The 18,443-nt window shown below is 43.3% G+C and carries 17 protein-coding genes and 1 tRNA gene; 12 read left to right on the top strand and 6 right to left on the bottom strand.

Features of this window, described 5'->3' with window-relative positions; translation table 11 throughout:
• Positions 1–53: 53 nt before the first annotated feature.
• The 10 genes from ACZ43M_RS22220 (at position 54) to ACZ43M_RS22175 (ending at position 11,907) form a co-directional block, all read left to right on the top strand.
• Entirely contained in the window at positions 54–3,293 is a 3,240-nt protein-coding gene (locus tag ACZ43M_RS22220; protein WP_464504686.1) for a BTAD domain-containing putative transcriptional regulator, read from the top strand.
• 160 nt (positions 3,294–3,453) lie between these two features.
• Positions 3,454–4,647 carry a substrate-binding domain-containing protein gene (locus ACZ43M_RS22215; protein WP_464508089.1) on the top strand — a complete coding sequence of 398 codons (1,194 nt, stop codon included), beginning with the start codon at positions 3,454–3,456 and terminating at the stop codon, positions 4,645–4,647.
• A 71-nt stretch (positions 4,648–4,718) separates the two neighbouring features.
• Positions 4,719–5,474 carry an ABC transporter ATP-binding protein gene (locus tag ACZ43M_RS22210; protein WP_464504685.1) on the top strand — a complete coding sequence of 252 codons (756 nt, stop codon included), beginning with the start codon at positions 4,719–4,721 and terminating at the stop codon, positions 5,472–5,474.
• Positions 5,471–6,178, top strand: a complete 708-nt coding sequence (locus ACZ43M_RS22205; protein ID WP_464504683.1) for an ABC transporter ATP-binding protein — start codon at positions 5,471–5,473, stop codon at positions 6,176–6,178. The genes ACZ43M_RS22210 and ACZ43M_RS22205 overlap by 4 nt, the downstream gene beginning before the upstream one ends.
• 17 nt (positions 6,179–6,195) lie before the next feature.
• Entirely contained in the window at positions 6,196–7,056 is an 861-nt protein-coding gene (locus ACZ43M_RS22200) for a branched-chain amino acid ABC transporter permease (RefSeq protein WP_464504682.1), read from the top strand.
• Positions 7,057–7,060: 4 nt separating this feature from the next.
• On the top strand, positions 7,061–8,059 hold the full coding sequence (locus ACZ43M_RS22195) for a branched-chain amino acid ABC transporter permease (protein WP_464504681.1): 999 nt from the start codon (positions 7,061–7,063) through the stop codon (positions 8,057–8,059).
• 13 nt (positions 8,060–8,072) lie between these two features.
• Entirely contained in the window at positions 8,073–8,252 is a 180-nt protein-coding gene (locus tag ACZ43M_RS22190; protein WP_464504680.1) for a hypothetical protein, read from the top strand.
• A gap of 13 nt (positions 8,253–8,265) precedes the next feature.
• On the top strand, positions 8,266–9,276 hold the full coding sequence (locus ACZ43M_RS22185) for a 3-oxoacyl-ACP synthase (protein WP_464504678.1): 1,011 nt from the start codon (positions 8,266–8,268) through the stop codon (positions 9,274–9,276).
• A 5-nt stretch (positions 9,277–9,281) separates the two neighbouring features.
• Positions 9,282–10,184, top strand: coding sequence for an intracellular short-chain-length polyhydroxyalkanoate depolymerase (gene phaZ, locus ACZ43M_RS22180; RefSeq protein ID WP_464508088.1), 903 nt, complete (start codon positions 9,282–9,284; stop codon positions 10,182–10,184).
• A gap of 238 nt (positions 10,185–10,422) precedes the next feature.
• On the top strand, positions 10,423–11,907 hold the full coding sequence (locus ACZ43M_RS22175; protein WP_464504677.1) for an acyl-CoA synthetase: 1,485 nt from the start codon (positions 10,423–10,425) through the stop codon (positions 11,905–11,907).
• Positions 11,908–11,934: 27 nt separating this feature from the next.
• On the opposite strand, the gene ACZ43M_RS22170 is transcribed toward ACZ43M_RS22175, so the two are convergent.
• A complete protein-coding gene (locus ACZ43M_RS22170) occupies positions 11,935–12,117 on the bottom strand; it encodes a hypothetical protein (protein WP_464504676.1) in 183 nt (60 codons plus the stop codon).
• Complete coding sequence (locus tag ACZ43M_RS22165; RefSeq protein WP_464504675.1) at positions 12,110–12,994, bottom strand: selenium metabolism-associated LysR family transcriptional regulator; 885 nt, start codon at positions 12,992–12,994, stop codon at positions 12,110–12,112. The genes ACZ43M_RS22170 and ACZ43M_RS22165 overlap by 8 nt, the downstream gene beginning before the upstream one ends.
• Positions 12,995–13,231: 237 nt before the next feature.
• On the opposite strand from ACZ43M_RS22165, the gene ACZ43M_RS22160 reads away from it, so the two are divergent.
• Entirely contained in the window at positions 13,232–13,597 is a 366-nt protein-coding gene (locus ACZ43M_RS22160; protein WP_464504673.1) for an SCP2 sterol-binding domain-containing protein, read from the top strand.
• Positions 13,598–13,726: 129 nt separating this feature from the next.
• Positions 13,727–15,103, top strand: coding sequence for a DEAD/DEAH box helicase (locus ACZ43M_RS22155; protein ID WP_464504672.1), 1,377 nt, complete (start codon positions 13,727–13,729; stop codon positions 15,101–15,103).
• Positions 15,104–15,179: 76 nt separating this feature from the next.
• Here the strand turns inward: ACZ43M_RS22155 and ACZ43M_RS22150 are convergent, their stop codons facing one another.
• From ACZ43M_RS22150 to ACZ43M_RS22135, 4 genes are all read right to left on the bottom strand, one after another.
• A complete protein-coding gene (locus tag ACZ43M_RS22150; protein ID WP_464504671.1) occupies positions 15,180–16,718 on the bottom strand; it encodes a solute symporter family protein in 1,539 nt (512 codons plus the stop codon).
• On the bottom strand, positions 16,718–17,044 hold the full coding sequence (locus ACZ43M_RS22145) for a DUF485 domain-containing protein (protein ID WP_464504669.1): 327 nt from the start codon (positions 17,042–17,044) through the stop codon (positions 16,718–16,720). Before ACZ43M_RS22145 ends, ACZ43M_RS22150 begins: the two co-directional genes overlap by 1 nt.
• 328 nt (positions 17,045–17,372) lie before the next feature.
• Positions 17,373–17,445, bottom strand: a tRNA-Ala gene (locus ACZ43M_RS22140).
• 81 nt (positions 17,446–17,526) lie between these two features.
• A complete protein-coding gene (locus tag ACZ43M_RS22135) occupies positions 17,527–18,222 on the bottom strand; it encodes an MgtC/SapB family protein (RefSeq protein ID WP_464504668.1) in 696 nt (231 codons plus the stop codon).
• Positions 18,223–18,443 lie beyond the last annotated feature (221 nt).

The following is an 18,443-nucleotide window of genomic DNA, read 5'->3' as shown; positions in this document are numbered from 1 at the left end:
TTGTGATAAAATAGTGAATATTAAGAAAAATGGCCGTGAAGGAGGCCTGTTTGATGAAGCTTCCGATTATACAAACTAAACTGCGGATACCGGCGGTAAAGGACGATTTTATTAGGAGGGCAAACCTCACCCGGAAAATGAAAAGTATCCCCCAATATCCGTTAACGATTATTCATGCCGGAGCTGGATATGGAAAAAGTACTGCGCTGGCACTATTTATGAACGATGAGAAAATCTCAGGCTGCTGGTATTCCATTTCCTCGATGGATGACGACATTTTGCCGTTTCTCTCACATATCATCCATTCCATCCGAAAAATAGCTCCACAGTTTGGGAAAGAGTTATTCTCTTATATGGAAACGGTGGACCATTATATTCGTGAGGAAGAACTGAACTTCTTATGTTCTTTATTTGTTAATGAAATACTTGAAACCGCTTCCGAAATCACCTTGGTTCTTGATGACTTTCATCAAATTGAACAGTCTTATACGGTAAACAGCTGGATGGAGAAATTGCTTGAGCATATTCCCGACAATTTGCATATCGTCATTTCAAGCCGCAGCCGCCCTGTCTGGAAGCGGCTTACAAAAATGAAGATTACCGGTCAGCTGTTGGAAATGACAAGGAACGACCTGGTCCTGACGATTGAGGAAATGGAATTGCTGCTGTTGGATCTTTATGGAATGGAATTGGAGCACACGCAGTTACAAACCATATACAAATTGACAGAAGGTTGGATTATCGCTCTTTGTATGATTGCCCAGCAAATTCCGTTGAAGTCGGACATGTCTGATTTATTTGCGCATTCTTGTTATTCGCTAACCGAGTTTTTTCAGTATTTGGTGATGGAGGTGTTTGCAAAACAACCTCCGATGATTCAGCAGTTTCTTGAGCAAACCTCAATTTTTGAAGAAATTGATGAGGAACTTTGTAATGAGGTAATCGGATTTCAGGCCTCATCCAGCATGCTGGAGCAACTAAAAGAGCGAAATTTATTCCTCCAAAAAGTGGGAGGAACCCAATATCGGTATCATGCCTTATTCAAAGAGTTTTTAGAAAAACAGTTTCAAAAAAATAATCCTGTTAATTATGCCATTCTTCATGAGAGATGTGCCCGATACTATGAAAGGAGACTGATGTGGGAGAAGGCACTCTATCACTATCAAAGAATTCACCTTTATAAAGCCATTGCGGCGATTTTACAAGAGCACGGATTTCAAATGCTCGAAAACGGCAAGCTTGAAAGCTTATCCGACCAATTATCAAAGATTCCTGAACAGGAATTGGAAACATATTATCTGTTATGGCTGTTAAAAGCGGAGGTTTCCCGGTATCGTTCCCAATATGATGAGGCCGAGCGCTTTTATCAACGGGCATATGAAGGTGCTTCGAAAAAACAGGATCATCTTGGGATGAGCAAGGCGCTGGAGGGAAAGGCGAAAATTTATTTGGATACGATCCAGCCGCAACAAGCCGAGCACTTATTATATGAGGCAATTAGCCATCGAGAAAGCAGCAGCCGTCCAATCGAGGAAAGCGGGAAGCTGTATGAATTATTATCTGAAAACCTATTGAACTCGGGGAAAGCACAAAAAGCGGAAAAATGGCTGCAAAAGGCAAAGGACTCAAATCATGCCGACCTTGATGGAAGTTTGGAAGCAAGATTATATTTGCGTACCGGCAGATTTGAGCGTGCAAAGAAATTCCTTTACAACAAGAAGTCAGAACTAAGAGGGACCAAGCCTTCTGCCTTACCTCAGGCTCACCGTGAAATCGACTTATTGCTGTCCATCATTGAGGCCTTTACCGGCGAGGGGAACAGAGCAAAAGAACTCGCCCAAGCGGGGATTCAATTGGGGATTAGTTTAAAGGCCCCGTTTGTCGAGGCATGCGGCTGGATTCGTATGGGGCATGCTGTGCAAATTCTCAATAAATATGACTCTTCTTTGGCAGAAAATTGCTATCAAACGGCACTTGAACTGATGGGAAAATTGAATGTGGAACGGGGAAAAGCGGAGCCGCTAATGGGTCTGTGCGTTTTATATGGGGCCAGGGGTGAATATGAGCGGGCCATCGCTGCAGGAAAACAGGCGCTGCAGGAGACAGAAAAAGTCCATGATGTGTGGCTTTCTGGCCTTATTAATCTCGGTATGGGGATTACTTGTATTTATAATGACCGGTTTTCCAAGGGCTTGGACTATCTTAACCAAGCTGAAGGGCTATTTCGTGAATGCGAGGATTCATTTGGACAAATGCTGAGTGTGTTTTGGCTATCCCATTGTTACTACCTGGAAAAAAATCAGGTTGAATTGATAAAGAATTTAGAAGTGTTTTTAAGTTTGGTTCAAAATCATGAGTATGAGTTCTTTTTCCATAAACATTCTGTTTTTGGGCCGAGGGATTTACAGGTATTTGTTCCCCTGCTGCTTCAATGTCTTAAGGAAGGAAGTCAAAAAGCGTACGCAGCAAAAATCCTTCAGGATATGGGCATTAGCGCGCTTGATTCACATCCCGGCTATTCAATTCGGGTGCAAACCTTTGGACAATTTAAAATCTGGCTAGGGGACAAAGAGGTTGGCGAGAAGGAGTGGCAGCGTGAAAAAGCAAAGGAATTATTTCAGCTATTGATAACGACCTCTGAGTTACTACCTAAAGAAGAGATCCTGTCCATCCTTTGGCCTAACCAGGATAAAAAAAGTGCCGATCGTGATTTTAAGGTTGCCTTAAACAGCCTTCATCATGTGCTCGAACCAGCCCGAAAGGCAAGGGCCGCTCCATTTTTTATCATTAGGGAAGGAAGCTTTTATGGACTAAACCCGCTTGCGGTGATTGAAATAGACACGGAGCAATTTCAGTCCTGGATTCAGAGCGGGCTCCATGAAACGGCGCCAGATAAGGTCAAGAACTTTTTGGAAAAGGGTCTTTCCTTTTATCAAGGGGATTATCTGCCAGACCGTCGGTATGATGATTGGTGTATCAGCAAACGGGAGAGCATGCTTGTTTACTTTTTGCGGGGGGCAGAGAAAATGGCGCAAATTCTGGTCCGCAGTGAAAATTATGACAGGGCCATTCACTGGTGTGAAAAGATCCTCGAACGAGACAGGACTTGGGAAGAAGCCTATCGCCTGCTGATGTATTGTTATTATCGGAAAAACAATCGCCCGCAAGCTCTGAAGTGGTATAAAAAGTGTAAAGATGTACTGGAGGAGGAACTGGGGGTCACGCCGCTGCAACCGACCAAGCACATGTATCATAAGATTATCGAATCCGACAGCTATATTCAACCCATTTAACAGCCTGATGCCCAGGCTGTTTTTTTGTTGTAACTTCTTTGTAACTCTCTTTTCTTATGATGATTCCAAAGCAGTGCCAAGAAATAAATAAAAGAATTAAGGGGGAAGAACATTGAAGGGAAACCGGAAGAAGTGGGCATTTTTAAGTTTACTTATTTTTATGATGTTGTTTGCAAGCGCATGCAGTTCTGACAAATCGTCATCAGATCCAAAGGAAGGCGGCGGAGATAATAAGGCGGAGAGTAAGGAACCAATCAAGATTGGGGTGCTTGCCTCCAAGACAGGTGCGCTAGAATCTTATGGCAAACAAACATTAAGAGGCTTTGAGCTTGGGTTGGAATATGCAACAGACGGCAAGATGGAAGTCGACGGCAGAAAGATTGAGTTCTTTGTAGAAGATACAGAAACGAAACCTGAAGTCGCTGTTCAAAAAGCAACAAAATTGCTAGAAGAAGATAAAGTAGATTTCTTAGTCGGATCGTCAAGCTCCGCTGATACGCTGGCCGTACTGCCGCTTGCTGAAGAATATCAAAAGATCATGGTCGTTGAACCTGCGGCTGCCGATACGATTACAGGTTCCGAGTTTAATAAGTATATTTTCCGTACCGCACGGAACTCCTCGCAGGATGCTGTTGCCGGTGCAGCTGCCATTGCCAAAAAAGGTGTGAAAATCGCGACTCTGGCTCCTGACTATTCATTTGGACGAGATGGTGTTGCGGCATTTAAAGAGGCTGCTGAAAAGCTGGGTGCTGATATTGTCAAGGAAGAATATGCAGACCCGGCAGCGACTGACTTTACCTCGAACATCCAGAAAATTATCGATGCCAAACCTGACTATCTATTTGTTGTCTGGGCCGGAGCAAACTCTCCTTGGAAGCAAATTGCCGATATGAAGGTTCAGGATAAAGGCATCAAGATTTCGACAGGTGCACCAGATATCGCCGCATTGGCCACAATGGAGCCGCTAGTCGGAATGGAAGGTTTCACTGTTTATTATCATGACCTGCCAAAAAATGAAATCAATGACTGGTTAGTAGACGAACATAAGAAGCGCTTTAATAATGAAGTGCCAGACCTGTTTACACCAGGCGGTATGAGCGCAGCCATTGCGATTGTGGAAGCAGTCATGAAAACAAAAGGCGATACGGATGGTGAAACGCTGATTGAAGCAATGGAGGGCTTGAGCTTTGAAACTCCAAAAGGAAAGATGACATTCCGTCCTGAGGACCACCAAGCACTGCAAAGTCTGTATGCGATCAAACTTGAGAAAAAGGACGGCGTTCCGTATCCGGTACCGGTATTGATGAGGGAATTAACTCCGGAGGAAACCGCTCCGCCAGTTCGAAATAAATAGAAAAATGAGGGGTTTGATCATCATATGATGGTCCCCCTTTCCTTATTTTTTGCTGAAAGGCGGTACCACAAATGACGGCATTGATTGAAACAAGAGATTTAACGATTACCTTCGGCGGCCATACAGCGGTCGATTCGGTAACGATTACACTACCGGAAAAGAAGTTTAAGTCAATTATTGGACCGAATGGAGCGGGGAAGACGACATTTTTCAATTTGTTAAGCGGCCAATTATCACCGACAAAAGGGAGCATTTATTATCGCGGGAAGGATATCACCCGTTTTTCCCCAACAAAAAGGACACGTGAAGGCATCGGCCGCTCATTTCAAATCACCAATGTGTTTCCAAATTTAACAGTTTTGGAGAATGTAAGACTGGCCGTTCAATCACAGGCAGGCGTTCGGTATCAGATGTTTTTTCACTATAAAAAATATCGCAGCTTTGAGGAAAAAGCACTGGAATGGCTGAAGCTCGTCCTGTTAGAGGATAAAAAGGATTCTTTGGCCATCAACTTGGCCCACGGGGAAAAGCGCAAGCTTGAAATTGCGATGCTGTTAGCACTAGAAACAGAGCTTCTGTTACTCGATGAACCGACTGCAGGCATGTCCCTGGAGGAGGTCCCGGCCATTTTGGAAGTCATTAAGCGGATAAAGGAGCAGGGAAATCGGACGATCATTTTGATAGAACACAAGATGGATATGATTATCGATCTGTCCGATTCCGTCATGGTTTTATTTAATGGCCGGCTGCTTGCAGATGGTACTCCTAAAGAAATCATGAAAAATGAAACGGTTCAGTCTGCTTATTTAGGAGGTCTGTACGAATGAGCGACTTGTTAACGCTAAATGCAGTGGAAACACATATCGGTCAATATCACATTCTTCAAGGCATATCCCTCAATGTGAAACAAGGAGAAGTGACAGTTTTACTCGGCAGAAACGGTGCAGGCAAGACAACCACGTTACGAACGGTTATGGGGTTTTCGCCCGCTACTAAAGGCAGCGTACTGTTTAAAGGAGAAGCTATCCACACCTTGCCAACCTATACCATTGCCAAAAAGGGAATCGGGTATGTGCCAGAGGACCAAGGGGTTTTTGCCGGATTGACTGTTGAGGAAAATATGAAAGTAGCAATTCAAAAGGACAATGAAGAAAGTGCAAAGCGGATGGATTGGATATTGGAACTATTCCCGGATTTGAAAAAGTTTTGGAAAAAACCAGGCGGTTTGTTAAGCGGCGGCCAAAAGCAAATGCTGGCGATTGCCAGAGCCTATATCAACGAAAATGACCTGCTATTAATCGATGAGCCAAGCAAGGGATTAGCCCCGATTGTCGTAGAAAAAGTAATGGAATCCATCATGCAAATGAAGGATCAGACAACGATTGTCTTAGTTGAGCAAAACTTTATGATGGCCAGTACGATTGGCGATAGGTTTTACATTATTGATGACGGCCGGACCGTCAGTCATGGCACGATGCAGGAATTGAAAGAGGATGAAGAAAAGAAGCGTAAATACTTGGGAATTGCGTAGGGAAGGAGGACACTTTGGTGGATTTATTCTTTAATTTAACGTTAAACGGGCTGGCAACAGGAATGCTGATCTTTCTCTTGGCAGCAGGTTTGACCCTGATTTTTGGCCTAATGGATGTGCTTAACTTCGCCCACGGCGGGTTGTTTGCCTGGGGAGCTTACAGCGGACTGTGGATTTACAGCCAAACTGGCAGCTTCATAATTGGCATCGGCGGGGCGATTTTAACTGGTTTCCTGCTTGGAATCATAATAGAAAAATGGATTATAAAACCAGTGTATGGCAATCATGTTCAGCAGATATTGATTACCCTTGGCCTGATGCTCGTATTATCTGAAATGCTGAAGGTAATTTGGGGGCCGAATCAATTGACCGCCTCCCCTCCCAATTTTCTAAAGGGAAGCTGGGAGCTTGGGGACGTCATTATTATAAAATACCGTCTGTTTATTATTTTTGTCGGACTGCTTATTTTTGCCGGCGTGCAATATCTGTTGAAAAATACAAAAATTGGCCTAGTTGTCCGTGCCGGAGTTATGAATAAGGAAATGGTGCAGGCCTTGGGCATCAATATCCAAAAGGTGTTTATGTTTGTGTTCATGATTGGGTCAGGAATGGCGGCACTTGGCGGGGTACTCTTAGGGCCATATTCCGGGGTTATCCATGCAGGAATGGGGATGGAGTTTGCGATTCTTGCCTTTATCGTTGTGGTCATTGGCGGAATGGGGAATTTCAAAGGTTCAATACTGGCAGCCATCTTAGTTGGGCTTTCCGGGTCGTTTATGGCTTACTATGTACCGGATTTGTCACTGGCAGTCAACATGCTGTTGATGGCAATCGTGCTGCTTGTTCGGCCGCAAGGTCTATTTGGGGCAAAGGGGTGAGGAGATGCAGTGGATACAAAGTAATAAAGGCACGACGTTCTTTTTGTTAATCGCCGCATTTCTGCTGCTCCTGCCATTTGTTTATGAATCAAGAAATTTGATGATCTTGCTCACTCAAATTTTTATTTTTTCGGTATTTGCGATGAGCTATGATTTGCTGCTCGGTTTTACTGGAATCGTCTCGTTTGGGCATGCAATGTTTTTTGGAATCGGTGCCTACTCGATTGGGATTTTTATGAAACGATTTGAGCCGACTATGGTCCATTTCCTGTTGGCGCTATTGGCAACGCTTGTCTTAACGGCACTCATCAGCTTTATTGTCGGCTTACTGACGTTAAGGTTGAAAAGCCACTTCTATGCCATGTTGACGTTGTCGCTGTCAGGCTTGTTTTTAGTGCTGGCGGAAAAATGGCGCAGCCTGACGTTTGGGAATGATGGATTTACTTTCCGGGTGCCTGAGCAATTTATTGACCGGACAAATTATTATTTGCTTTGTCTTGTTGTGATGGCGGCCGTGTTTATGATTTTAAAACGGTTTACCAATTCGCCATTGGGTCGGGTGCTGCAGGCGATTCGCGAAAATGAGCAGCGGACAGAATCGTTGGGCTTTCAAGTCCTGCACTATAAAATTGCAGCCAGTGTCGTTTCAGGAGTTTTGGCAGGGGTGGCAGGTATTCTTTATGCGATGTCATTGCGGTTCGTTAACACGAGTGTTTTTTCGATGGATATCACGCTGGATGCGTTATTGATGACGATTATTGGCGGGGTAGGCACTCTGTATGGGGCGATGATTGGGGCAGGCATTATTGAGTTTGCCCACGACTGGCTGACCGAGCTGGCAAAGGAACATTGGATTTTTGAACGCTGGATTATTTTCTTTGGCATTATTTATATCCTAGTCGTCATGTTCTTCCCGAAAGGTATTGTTGGAACGCTAAGGAATATTACTTTTAAGCGTAAAAAGCGGGAGCCAGCCAAAAATGCGGAAAAATTGGCAGGCTAGAGGGGGGATTCAGGTGGAAACAAAATCAATTACCTCCTTCGTAGTCCGTTTTCAACTGGCAGGTATCGAGAGGGAAACCGGGGAGCGGCAATGGCGGATTAAAGTAACCCATGTCCAGGAAGATAGGGAGACCTTATTTGAAACGGTTGAAGAAGCAATGACGTTTATGAAGGAAATCGCAGAAGATTCATAGGCAGGTGATAGTTTTGCAGATTGGTATTGTCAGTACAGGGATTTACCTTCCTGAAAATACAATGACTGGTAAGGAAATTGCGGAAAAGGCAGGCCTTCCGGTTGGAGTTGTCGAAGAAAAAATGGGAATTAAGAAAAAGCATATTCCCGGCCCTGCGGACCATACCTGCGAAATGGGGATTTATGCCGCAAAGCAGGCACTTGAAAAAGCAGGGATGGACCCGCTCGACATTGACCTAGTGATTTATATTGGTGAGGAACACAAGGAATACCCGCTATGGACTGCTGGAATTAAGCTGCAGGAAGCGGTTGGTGCTTATAACGCTTGGGCGTTTGATGTCGCGTTACGCTGCGGGACGACAGTGATGGCATTAAAAGTGGCGAAGAATATGATGCTCGCCGACCCGGAGATTCAAACTGTCCTGCTTGCTGGCGGTTATCGGAATGTCGATTTCATAGATTATGAGAACCCGAGAACCCGGTTTATGTATAACCTTGGTGCCGGCGGTGGAGCGATTCTATTAAAAAAAGATTACGGGGAAAACGTAGTATTGGAAACGGATATGATGACCGACGGATCTTTTTCCGAAGATGTTGTGGTAGTGGCAGGGGGGACGAAACACCCGATTACGGCTGAGGCGATTGCCGGGCGCTTGAATATGCTCGACGTGCTGGATCCAGAAGGAATGAAGCAGCGTTTGGAACAAAAATCGATGAGAAATTTTTTAAAGGTAATTACTGAATCGGTCAGAAAAAGCGGCTATGACGTGGAGGATATTGCTTATTTGGCCATCCTTCACATGAAAAAATCAGCCCATGAATATGTTTTAAATGAACTTGGGTTGTCCGCAAATCAGTCAATCTATTTAGAGGACTACGGCCATATCGGTCAAATTGACCAAATTTTATCTTTGGAGTTGGCAATCCGAGAAGGAAAGATTAAGGACGGCGACGTAGTTGTTTTTGTCAGTGCCGGAATCGGCTATGCCTGGGGAGCAACAACAATTAAATGGGGGAAGGGATGAAGAGGATGGTAAATGTTGCGGTGAAAAGTGTACAGTTGTCAAATGGAGAGACGCTCTACTATCGGGAAAGAGAAGGCGGAGAAATCAAGGTTTTATTGATTCATGGGAATATGACGTCTTCGAAACATTGGGATCTTGTTCTCGAAAACATGGATGATAAGTATAAACTGTATGCCGTTGATTTACGGGGCTTTGGCTTGTCCACGTACAACAGCTTGGTTATGTCGATTAAAGATTTTTCTGATGATGTTAAGCTGTTCGTCGATGCTATCGGTTTGAAGGATTTTGCAGCAGTCGGCTGGTCAACCGGCGGGGCAGTGGCGATGCAATTCGCTGCCGATTACCCTGGCTATTGCAACAAGCTGATACTATTGGCCTCGGAATCTACGAGAGGTTATCCATTTGACGGGAAGTTGAATGATGCTGATGAGCCGCGCCGATTTACCACGCATGATGAGATTAAACGTGATCTTATCCGCACGATTCCGGTCCAGTCTGCCTATGATAGTAACAATGTTGAACTGCTGAAATTAATTTGGAATGCGGTCATTTATACGCATAACCAGCCTGATCCTGAGCTTTATGATGAGTATGTTCAGGACATGCGGACGCAGCGAAACCTGGCCGAAATCCACCATTGCAATAATACGTTTAATATCAGCCATAAATCGAACGGTCTTGTGGAGGGAAATGGCAAGGTTGATGACATCAATGTTCCTGTGCTAGTGCTGTATGGGGAGCGCGATATGGTTATTGCCAGAGAAATGACCCAGGAATTGTTGGAGGACCTTGGTGAGAAAGCGACCTATGTTGAGTTGAAAAATTGCGGTCATTCGCCATTGGTTGATGACCTCCCGCAATTGCTGGGAGCGATGACGCAGTTTTTGGAAAAAGAAGTGCAGGTATAGAGTTTGCGGACGGCTCTTTCGGGGGCCGTTTTTTTGAATTTGTTGATATCTGATGAATTTGTGTCGATATCCTGTGAAAATATGTTGATATATTCCTAAAAAGTGTTGATATTCATAAAAAATATGTCGATAACGATTCTCACCACCAGAAAAATCGTTACTGAACCCGCTCCTGTAACTCCCCTGTAACCACCCCCGGCTAAAATAGTCACATCTACTAGTGAAGGAGCGAATTTTGGTGAGATGGGAACTGGATTGGCTGGAAAATAGAGCGAGATTATCGCCAAATAAGGCTGCCGTAATCGAGGAAGAGACCAATACGGTTTGGACATATAAACAATTGAACGAACGGGCCATCGCCATGGCGGCTTGGCTACATACACGGGGTGTAACAAAGGGCGACCGGATCGCGCTATTAGCACCAAACCATATCAGTTATTTCGATTACTTGTTTGCTTGTGGAAAAATTGGGGCTATATTCGTTCCGCTCAATTGGCGGCTCTCCCTCCATGAGCTGAGCGGTATTTTACAGGACTGCACGCCGAAATATATCGGAGTTCATCACCAGTTCAGCGGGCTTTATGAGCAACTCCCACCGGAAAAACCACTCCCACTCTTTCTTGAAAAATGGGAGTTCCCGGATAGCCTGCTACTTCCTGCAACAGAAATTCATGACACCGACCCATTGGCGATGATTTATACAGGCGGGACAACCGGGAAACCAAAAGGGGTGGTGCTCAGTCATCAATCCATCCTTTGGAACGGAATTAATACGATCATGAGCTGGGGTTTAACCGATCAAGAGGTGACCGTCAACTATATGCCGATGTTCCATACCGGAGGATTAAATGCGCTCTGCATCCCGATTCTGTTGATGGGTGGAACAGTGGTCATCGGCGAGCCATTTGACGGTGAAAGAGCAGTTGATTCCATCAACCGCTTTCAGTGCACCATTATCCTTTTGGTTCCAACTATGCATCATATGTTGATTAGAACAGAACAATTCAGGAAAAGCAGTTTTCCGTCAATGAAAGTTTTTTTATCTGGGGGAGCACCTTGCCCGCTCGGCATATACGAAGCTTATCAACAAAAGGGTCTGGCTTTTAAAGAGGGATACGGACTCACGGAAGCAGGTCCGAATAATTTTTACATCAGCCCAGAGGATGCCCAAATAAAACCGGGCTCCGTCGGAAAACCGTTGTTATTTAATGAGATCAAACTCGTAAAATCAGACGGACAGCACGCCGGTCCAAATGAAGTTGGGGAAATGCTAACGAGAGGTAAGCATGGTTTTTCCCATTATTGGAATAATGATCTGGCTACCAATGAAACGATACAGGACGGTTGGATTCTAACAGGGGATCTGGCCAAAAGGGATGAACAGGGTTTCCACTACATTGTCGGCCGAAAGAAAGATATGATCATTACCGGAGGAGAGAATGTATATCCGTTGGAGATTGAGCAATGGCTTGCCGATCATCCGGCAGTGGATGAGGCAGCGGTAATTGGTCTGCCCGATGATAAGTGGGGCGAAGTGGTTACCGCGTTTTTAGTTTTGAAAGGCACTGTATCAATTCAAGATGAAGAATGGAAAGCCTATTGTGAGGCAAAGCTTGGCCGTTATAAAATACCAAAACAATTCATCATCTTGGAACAACTGCCAAAAACTCATGTTGGGAAAATTGATAAAAAGATTCTTAAGGAAATGAGTATGCAAAGTTAAAGGAGATCGCCGGCGGCGGTCTCCTTTTTATAATTTTTGTGCTAAATTGACTGCGGTGTCCGCCACAGATAAATCAAGCTGCAGCTGTTCACTTAGGTTATGAGGATGATAAAATCCCTTAGCGATCATATAGTTTGTGATTTTTTCATGAGTAGCAATAGCTTCATTTAGGGCTAAAGCATCTTTAGCCCTATCAATTTTCTTAAACAATTCCGGGTGCAGCATCAATAAATAATTTTGAAATAATCGAATGAGTTTTTTGGAGATTATAAACGAGATAGAAATATCTCTCGTCCTCAAAACCGCTTATTTCGTGCATCCTAAGAGTATTATGCCGCGCATATTCTTTTGCGGCTGTTTCAGAAATAATCGAAATGCCGACATTTTGGGTGACAAATTGAATTAAACTTTGGCCGTTTTCAATATAGGCAATAATTTTTAATTGGTCTTTTGTAATCCCTTTCTTTTTCAGGAATCGTTCCAAGATAGCATTTGTGCCAGAATCGGAGCTGCGCATAACAAATGGATAATTAAGAATTTCCTCCATGTTAACTGGCCCATCGAGATTTACCTGGTTCGAAGTTACCAGCACTAACCTTTCTTTTAACAGCGGCAAGTATTGAAGTTTTTCATTATGATATTTTTCTCCCAATATACCAAAGTCGACAGAGCCGTGAAGGACTTGTTCGGCAACAGTTTTCGAGGACGATTGGGTGATATGGAACGTAACCTCATGATGTTCTTTCCGAAATTGTTTGACCATCTTCGGCAGCATAAATTCTCCAGGAACAGAACTGGCAGCAATGCGAATCATCCCCCTCAGGGCTGTGGTACCTTCCTTTATGTCCATCAAGGCTTGATCCTTTAATAACAGCAGTTTTAAAGCCCACTGATAAAGCCGCTCTCCATGCGGGGTCAAGATAATTTCTCGGCCAACTCGGTCAAAAAGCGGGACGCCCAGTGTTTTCTCTAACCCGTGTATATGGGAACTTACCGTAGACTGACTTAAGAAAATATCCTCCGCCGCCTTCGAAAAACTCTTATGCTCGACAACCTTCGTAAACACATACAACTGGTGTAGATCCATCGACATTCACCTCATATTCGCAAAATCGATTCAATACTATTGATTAAACAGATTAGTTGAATTTATCCTAGCATATCACGGAATAGTGTGGAGAGCATTACCAATATTATTAAGGTGCCGACTCAGCGATGAGTGTCAGGTACCATTTTCTAAAAAGTTCAAAAAATTTTCATTGTTCAATACGGATACGTATTGGTATTATGGAGATATACTATATTGGCTGAGGGGGATACGCTTATGGTCAAAACACTTCAAGAATATTCATTAGCAGAGTTAATGGCAAGAATTGAGGAAATCTTTAATGAAAATCCTGGCCCGATTCAAGGTTTTAATGCAGTGGTTCAATATGAGGTTGTCGATGAGCAGCCTTCGATATATCAACACTTTTTCCAGGACGGAAAATTAACGATTAAGGAAGGCGTCGAGGTTACTCCTAATGTTTCATTGACTTTAAACTATGACACTTTCAAAAAAATGTTCTTGTGTAAAATGAGCGGTTCCATGGCTTTGCTAATGGGCAAAGTTAAGGTAAAGGGCGATGTGAGCACCGGCTTTAAGATTGAAAGTATTCTCAAGAAATATAATCTAAAAGAACCACTATGATAGCATTTGCGGGCTGTTCGGGGATCTCGGGCAGTCTTTATTTTTTCTCAAGTCTTTATTATGAATAATTGAAAAAAAGGTAGAAAACACTCATTATTAGTGGAAGGTAAAAAGAAAGTAGGCGGTTATTTGTCAAAGTTTTTGCCATTAGGCATTTCAAAAGAGTTAGTAGATAAACTGCAAGGCTACGGTGTGGCGAACCCAACACCTGTTCAGGAACAAGCGATTCCAATCATTATGGAAGGCAGGGATATCATTGCCCAAGCGCAAACTGGAACTGGAAAAACATTTGCGTTCATCCTGCCTATTCTTGAAAAATTAAACCGAAATAGTGATCGCATCCAGGCGCTCATTGTGACACCGACAAGAGAACTGGCGCTGCAAATCACGGAAGAATTTGAAAAAATGATACATGATTTGGAGGACGTGAATGTCCTTGCTGTTTATGGCGGTCAGGATGTCGCTAAGCAATTGAAGAAATTGAAAAACAACCCGCAGATTGTGGTAGGAACGCCCGGAAGGCTTTTGGACCATATTCGCAGAGAAACTCTCCAGTTAGCCAATGTATCTTTTCTGGTATTGGATGAGGCTGATCAAATGCTTCATATCGGGTTTCTTAGCGAGGTGGAGGACATTATTAGGGAAACACCTAAAGAGCGGCAAACGATGCTGTATTCGGCCACAATTCCCCCAGAGGTTCGAAAGCTTGCCAATAAACACATGCGCAGCCCACAGTATATTCAGGTTGAAAAGGTCCAAGGCCCTGCCGACAATGTGAAACAAATTGCCATTCACACGATTGATCGGGCCAAACAGGCAACACTCATTGAGTTAATTGAAACCCATCGGCCATTTCTGGCAGTCATTTTTTGCAGGACAAAACGGAGAGTCAGCAAACTTTATGAGATTTTAAGGGCACGAGGTTTCTCCTGTGATGAATTACATGGAGATTTGTCACAAGCGAAACGGGAGCAGGTAATGAAACGGTTCCGTGATGCCGAAATCCAATTGCTGATTGCCACAGATGTGGCAGCAAGAGGACTGGATGTGGAAGGTGTTACCCATGTGTTTAATTACGACATTCCTCAGGATTCCGAAAGCTATGTTCATCGAATTGGCAGAACTGGACGCGCTGGGATGAAGGGCATGGCCATTACCTTGTACTCCACTGCAGATAAGCCTGCACTTGATACAATTGAAAAAGAGTTAAGTATAAGCATTCAAAAACAAAACCTAGGTAATGCGAAAAAGGAAAAGGAAACTGCGCAGGAAGGCTCTGCAAGGGGAGAAAAGAAGGACAAAAATGTTCAGCAAAAGTCACAGCACCAGAAAAAAGCAGGTCGAAGTCCAGAGCCACAGGGAAAGGCTGGAGACAAAAGAAAAGGGACGCAGCAAATAAAATCCAGGAGTTCAAAGCCAAGTTTTGCTAAAGGGAAACCAACCACCAAATCCGAAACAACGAGAACCAGAACAAAAAATAGCGCCGGAAAGAAAAAACAACGGTAAAGGGTTGGGTTGAACACTATCATCACAATACAAAAGGTGCCTAATCCCCTATATGGGTGTCAGGCACCTTTTTTTATTATCTACCTAAACCGATACCGGTATTGGATTTAACCAGTACTTCTTCATATTTCTTTACATCAGCTTTTTCGCTGGAGAAGATGGTTCCGAGGTATCCGGCTAAGAATCCAAGTGGAATGGAGATGATCCCCGGAGTACTATATGGGAAGATTGGGTTTCCGACAAAGATGGCTTTTCCAACTTCCGGACTGAATACATTCGGGCTGATCAAAACTAATCCGATAGCCGAAATAAGACCAACTGCCATTGCCCACACAGCGCCGGTTGTATTAAAGCGTTTCCAGTAAATTGTGTAGATGATAACTGGTAAATTGGCACTTGCAGCTACAGCAAACGCCAACGAAACAAGGAAGGCCACGTTCAGTGTTTGGGCACCCAACGCCAGGATAATGGAAATAACGGAAACGCCAATTGCCGCAAAACGCGCCATCTTTACCTGTTGCTTTTCTGTCGCTTGACCTTTTTTCAAAATTTCATTATAAAAATCGTGGGCAAACGCAGATGCTGCGGTTAACACAAGACCTGCCACTACGGCAAGGATTGTCGCGAAAGCTACTGCGGAAATGAAGGCAAACAGCATATTGCCTCCTAAGGCCTCTGCCAACAACGGTGCAGCCATATTGCCGGCAGCGTTAGCGGCAATAATCTTCTCGTTTCCAACAAATGCCGCGGCACCGAAGCCAAGGAAGATGGTCATAACATAAAATAACCCTATGATCCATGTTGCGTATACAACCGAAGAGCGGGCAGTTTTAGCATCTTTAACCGTAAAGAAACGGACCAGAATATGCGGCAAGCCTGCTGTACCGAGTACAAGCCCCATATTTAAAGAAAGTGTATCAAGTCCGTCCTTATATTTAACTCCAGGATTTAAGAATGTATCTTTTAATGGAGTTGCTGTTTTCATTTGGGCGAACATATCGGTAATGCTGAAGTTGAATTTCGCAAAAACAATAATGGAAATGACCAAGGTCCCGCCCATTAATAGTATGGCTTTGATAATTTGAACCCAGCTTGTTGCGTGCATTCCGCCAAAGATAACGTATACCGTCATAAGTACGCCAACGATTAAGACAGAAGTTGTATATTCAAGCCCTAATAATAATTTAATAAGTGCACCAGCCCCAACAAGTTGTGCAATCATGTAAAAAATAGAAATGGCCATCGTATTCATTGCGGCAAAGCCGCGAATTTTCTTAGCGTTGAAACGTGCGGCAATCATGTCAGCAAATGTATACTTGCCTAGATTTCTTAATGGTTCAGCAACTAAATAAAGAACCACCAAATAGGCAACCAGAAACCCAATGCTGTAAAAGAAACCATCAAAGCCCTGTAAGGCGACTGCTCCGGCGATACCAAGAAAGGAAGCTGCCGACATATAGTCTCCCGCTATGGCCATACCGTTTTGCCAGCCAGTCAGGCCGCCACCCGCAGTATAAAATTCACTGGCATTCTTTGTTTTTTTCGAGGCATAGTAGGTAATGACTAAGGTCACCAATACAATTCCAAGGAACATAAGGAACGCAGGAGTATTCATCAGCCATTCCCCCTTTCTGAGACAACTTGATTAGCTAACTCATCAAATTTAGCTGCCTTTTTAGAATAGAGCATGCATAATCCCCAGGTCATCACAAATTGCAAAAACGCAAACACCCATGCCCAAGTAATATCGCCAATAAATTTTGTATTTAGGATCGTTGAATACGAGGTTAGGATAGGCAAGGCAAAGTAAAAACAGAAAAAGAAGATGGTTAATGGAATAATGAATTTCTTCTTTTCGGCAAGTAATGCTTTAAACGAAGCAGATTGGGCAATAGCACTGTAATCGCTTTCAGAAACAGTATTAAATTTTTTAGCCTCCAATGTGAAGCTCCCCCTTTCGGTATAAACCCCTTAAAAAAATAAAAAAAGTAAACAATGATGACTGATGGATAGGTTGAGGATAAGATGGTGTTTTGTCAGTGGTGTAGAGCGAAAAAAGTTTTTATTAACCTCCTCTCTATTTGACAGATATTTCACAACTTTGGAAATATTTTATGTTTTTTATTATAATTTTAAGAGAATCAGGGACGCAAGAGAAATTTTTATTAGAATAGAAATTATTTTATAGGTAATTTGGGAGGGAGGCCGCGGAAGAAAGGGTATAAAAAAGAAAAAACCTTTGCAATAAGCAAAGGTTTTCGAAAAATAATGGAGAATAGGGGGCTCGAACCCCTGACCTCTTGCATGCCATGCAAGCGCTCTCCCAGCTGAGCTAATCCCCCAAACAATGGTACAAGAAGAATTATATCTGGATTATTTTTATATTGCAAGAGGAATTTTGGGAGAAAGTTAAAAATTCTCCTTCAGCTAATACTTTCTATTTCTACCTTATTTACACCCTCTAATACCGAAACGGCAGCATATACATCCGTTGTTTTCTCCCGGTAGTCCACTGCTACTAAAATTTGCACAAGATGGTCTCCATTATCTAAATCCTTGATCCTTAGCCTGCGAATAATATACTCTTTTTCCATTAAATAAGTGATTGCTTTATCAATTTGCGCTTGGTCTCTAATAAACAATTGGAGCATAATTTCTTTTTCTCGTAATTGTTTCGGTCCGAAAATTTTCATGACTGCCGGAACCAATTCGACACTTATGATCAGCAGGGCCACCCCGACAAATGCTTCTAGATAAAAACCGGCGCCGACCGCAATCCCTATTCCGGCTGCCCCCCAAATCATAGCGGCAGTCGTAAGTCCCGATATGCTGTCATTGCCACGTCTTAAAATAACCCCTGCACCAAGAAAACCGATACCTGAGACAATTTGTGCCGCCAAGCGGAGCGGGTCCATCGTAATTCTAACCTTATCGGAATTGGGAAACATATATGCTGATTCAATAGATACTATAGTAAGAAGACAACTGACAACGGAAATGACAAGACTTGTTTTTAATCCTACTGGTTTCCGTTTCAGTTCTCGTTCCAACCCAATTATCAGCCCGAAGACAGCGGAGATGAAAAGCTTAATTAAGATATCAAAATCAATGCTGCTCATTTAATTCACGTCCATTAGTAGTGTAGGAAGACTTTATTTTGAAAAATAACCTAAAAATACTCTAGGATTACATTCATTTGCTAATTTGATTGTACCTATAATGGAGCACTTTATGGAAGAACAAAAATAAATCCTTACGCCGTATTGGAATTAGGTGCCATCCCCAGTTTCTACATCAACTTTTTTATGAAATGTAGTACCGCATCATGTTACGGTCTATT

The organism is Neobacillus sp. B24 (assembly GCF_055381825.1).
This window is presented reverse-complemented; position numbering and strand designations above follow the sequence as displayed.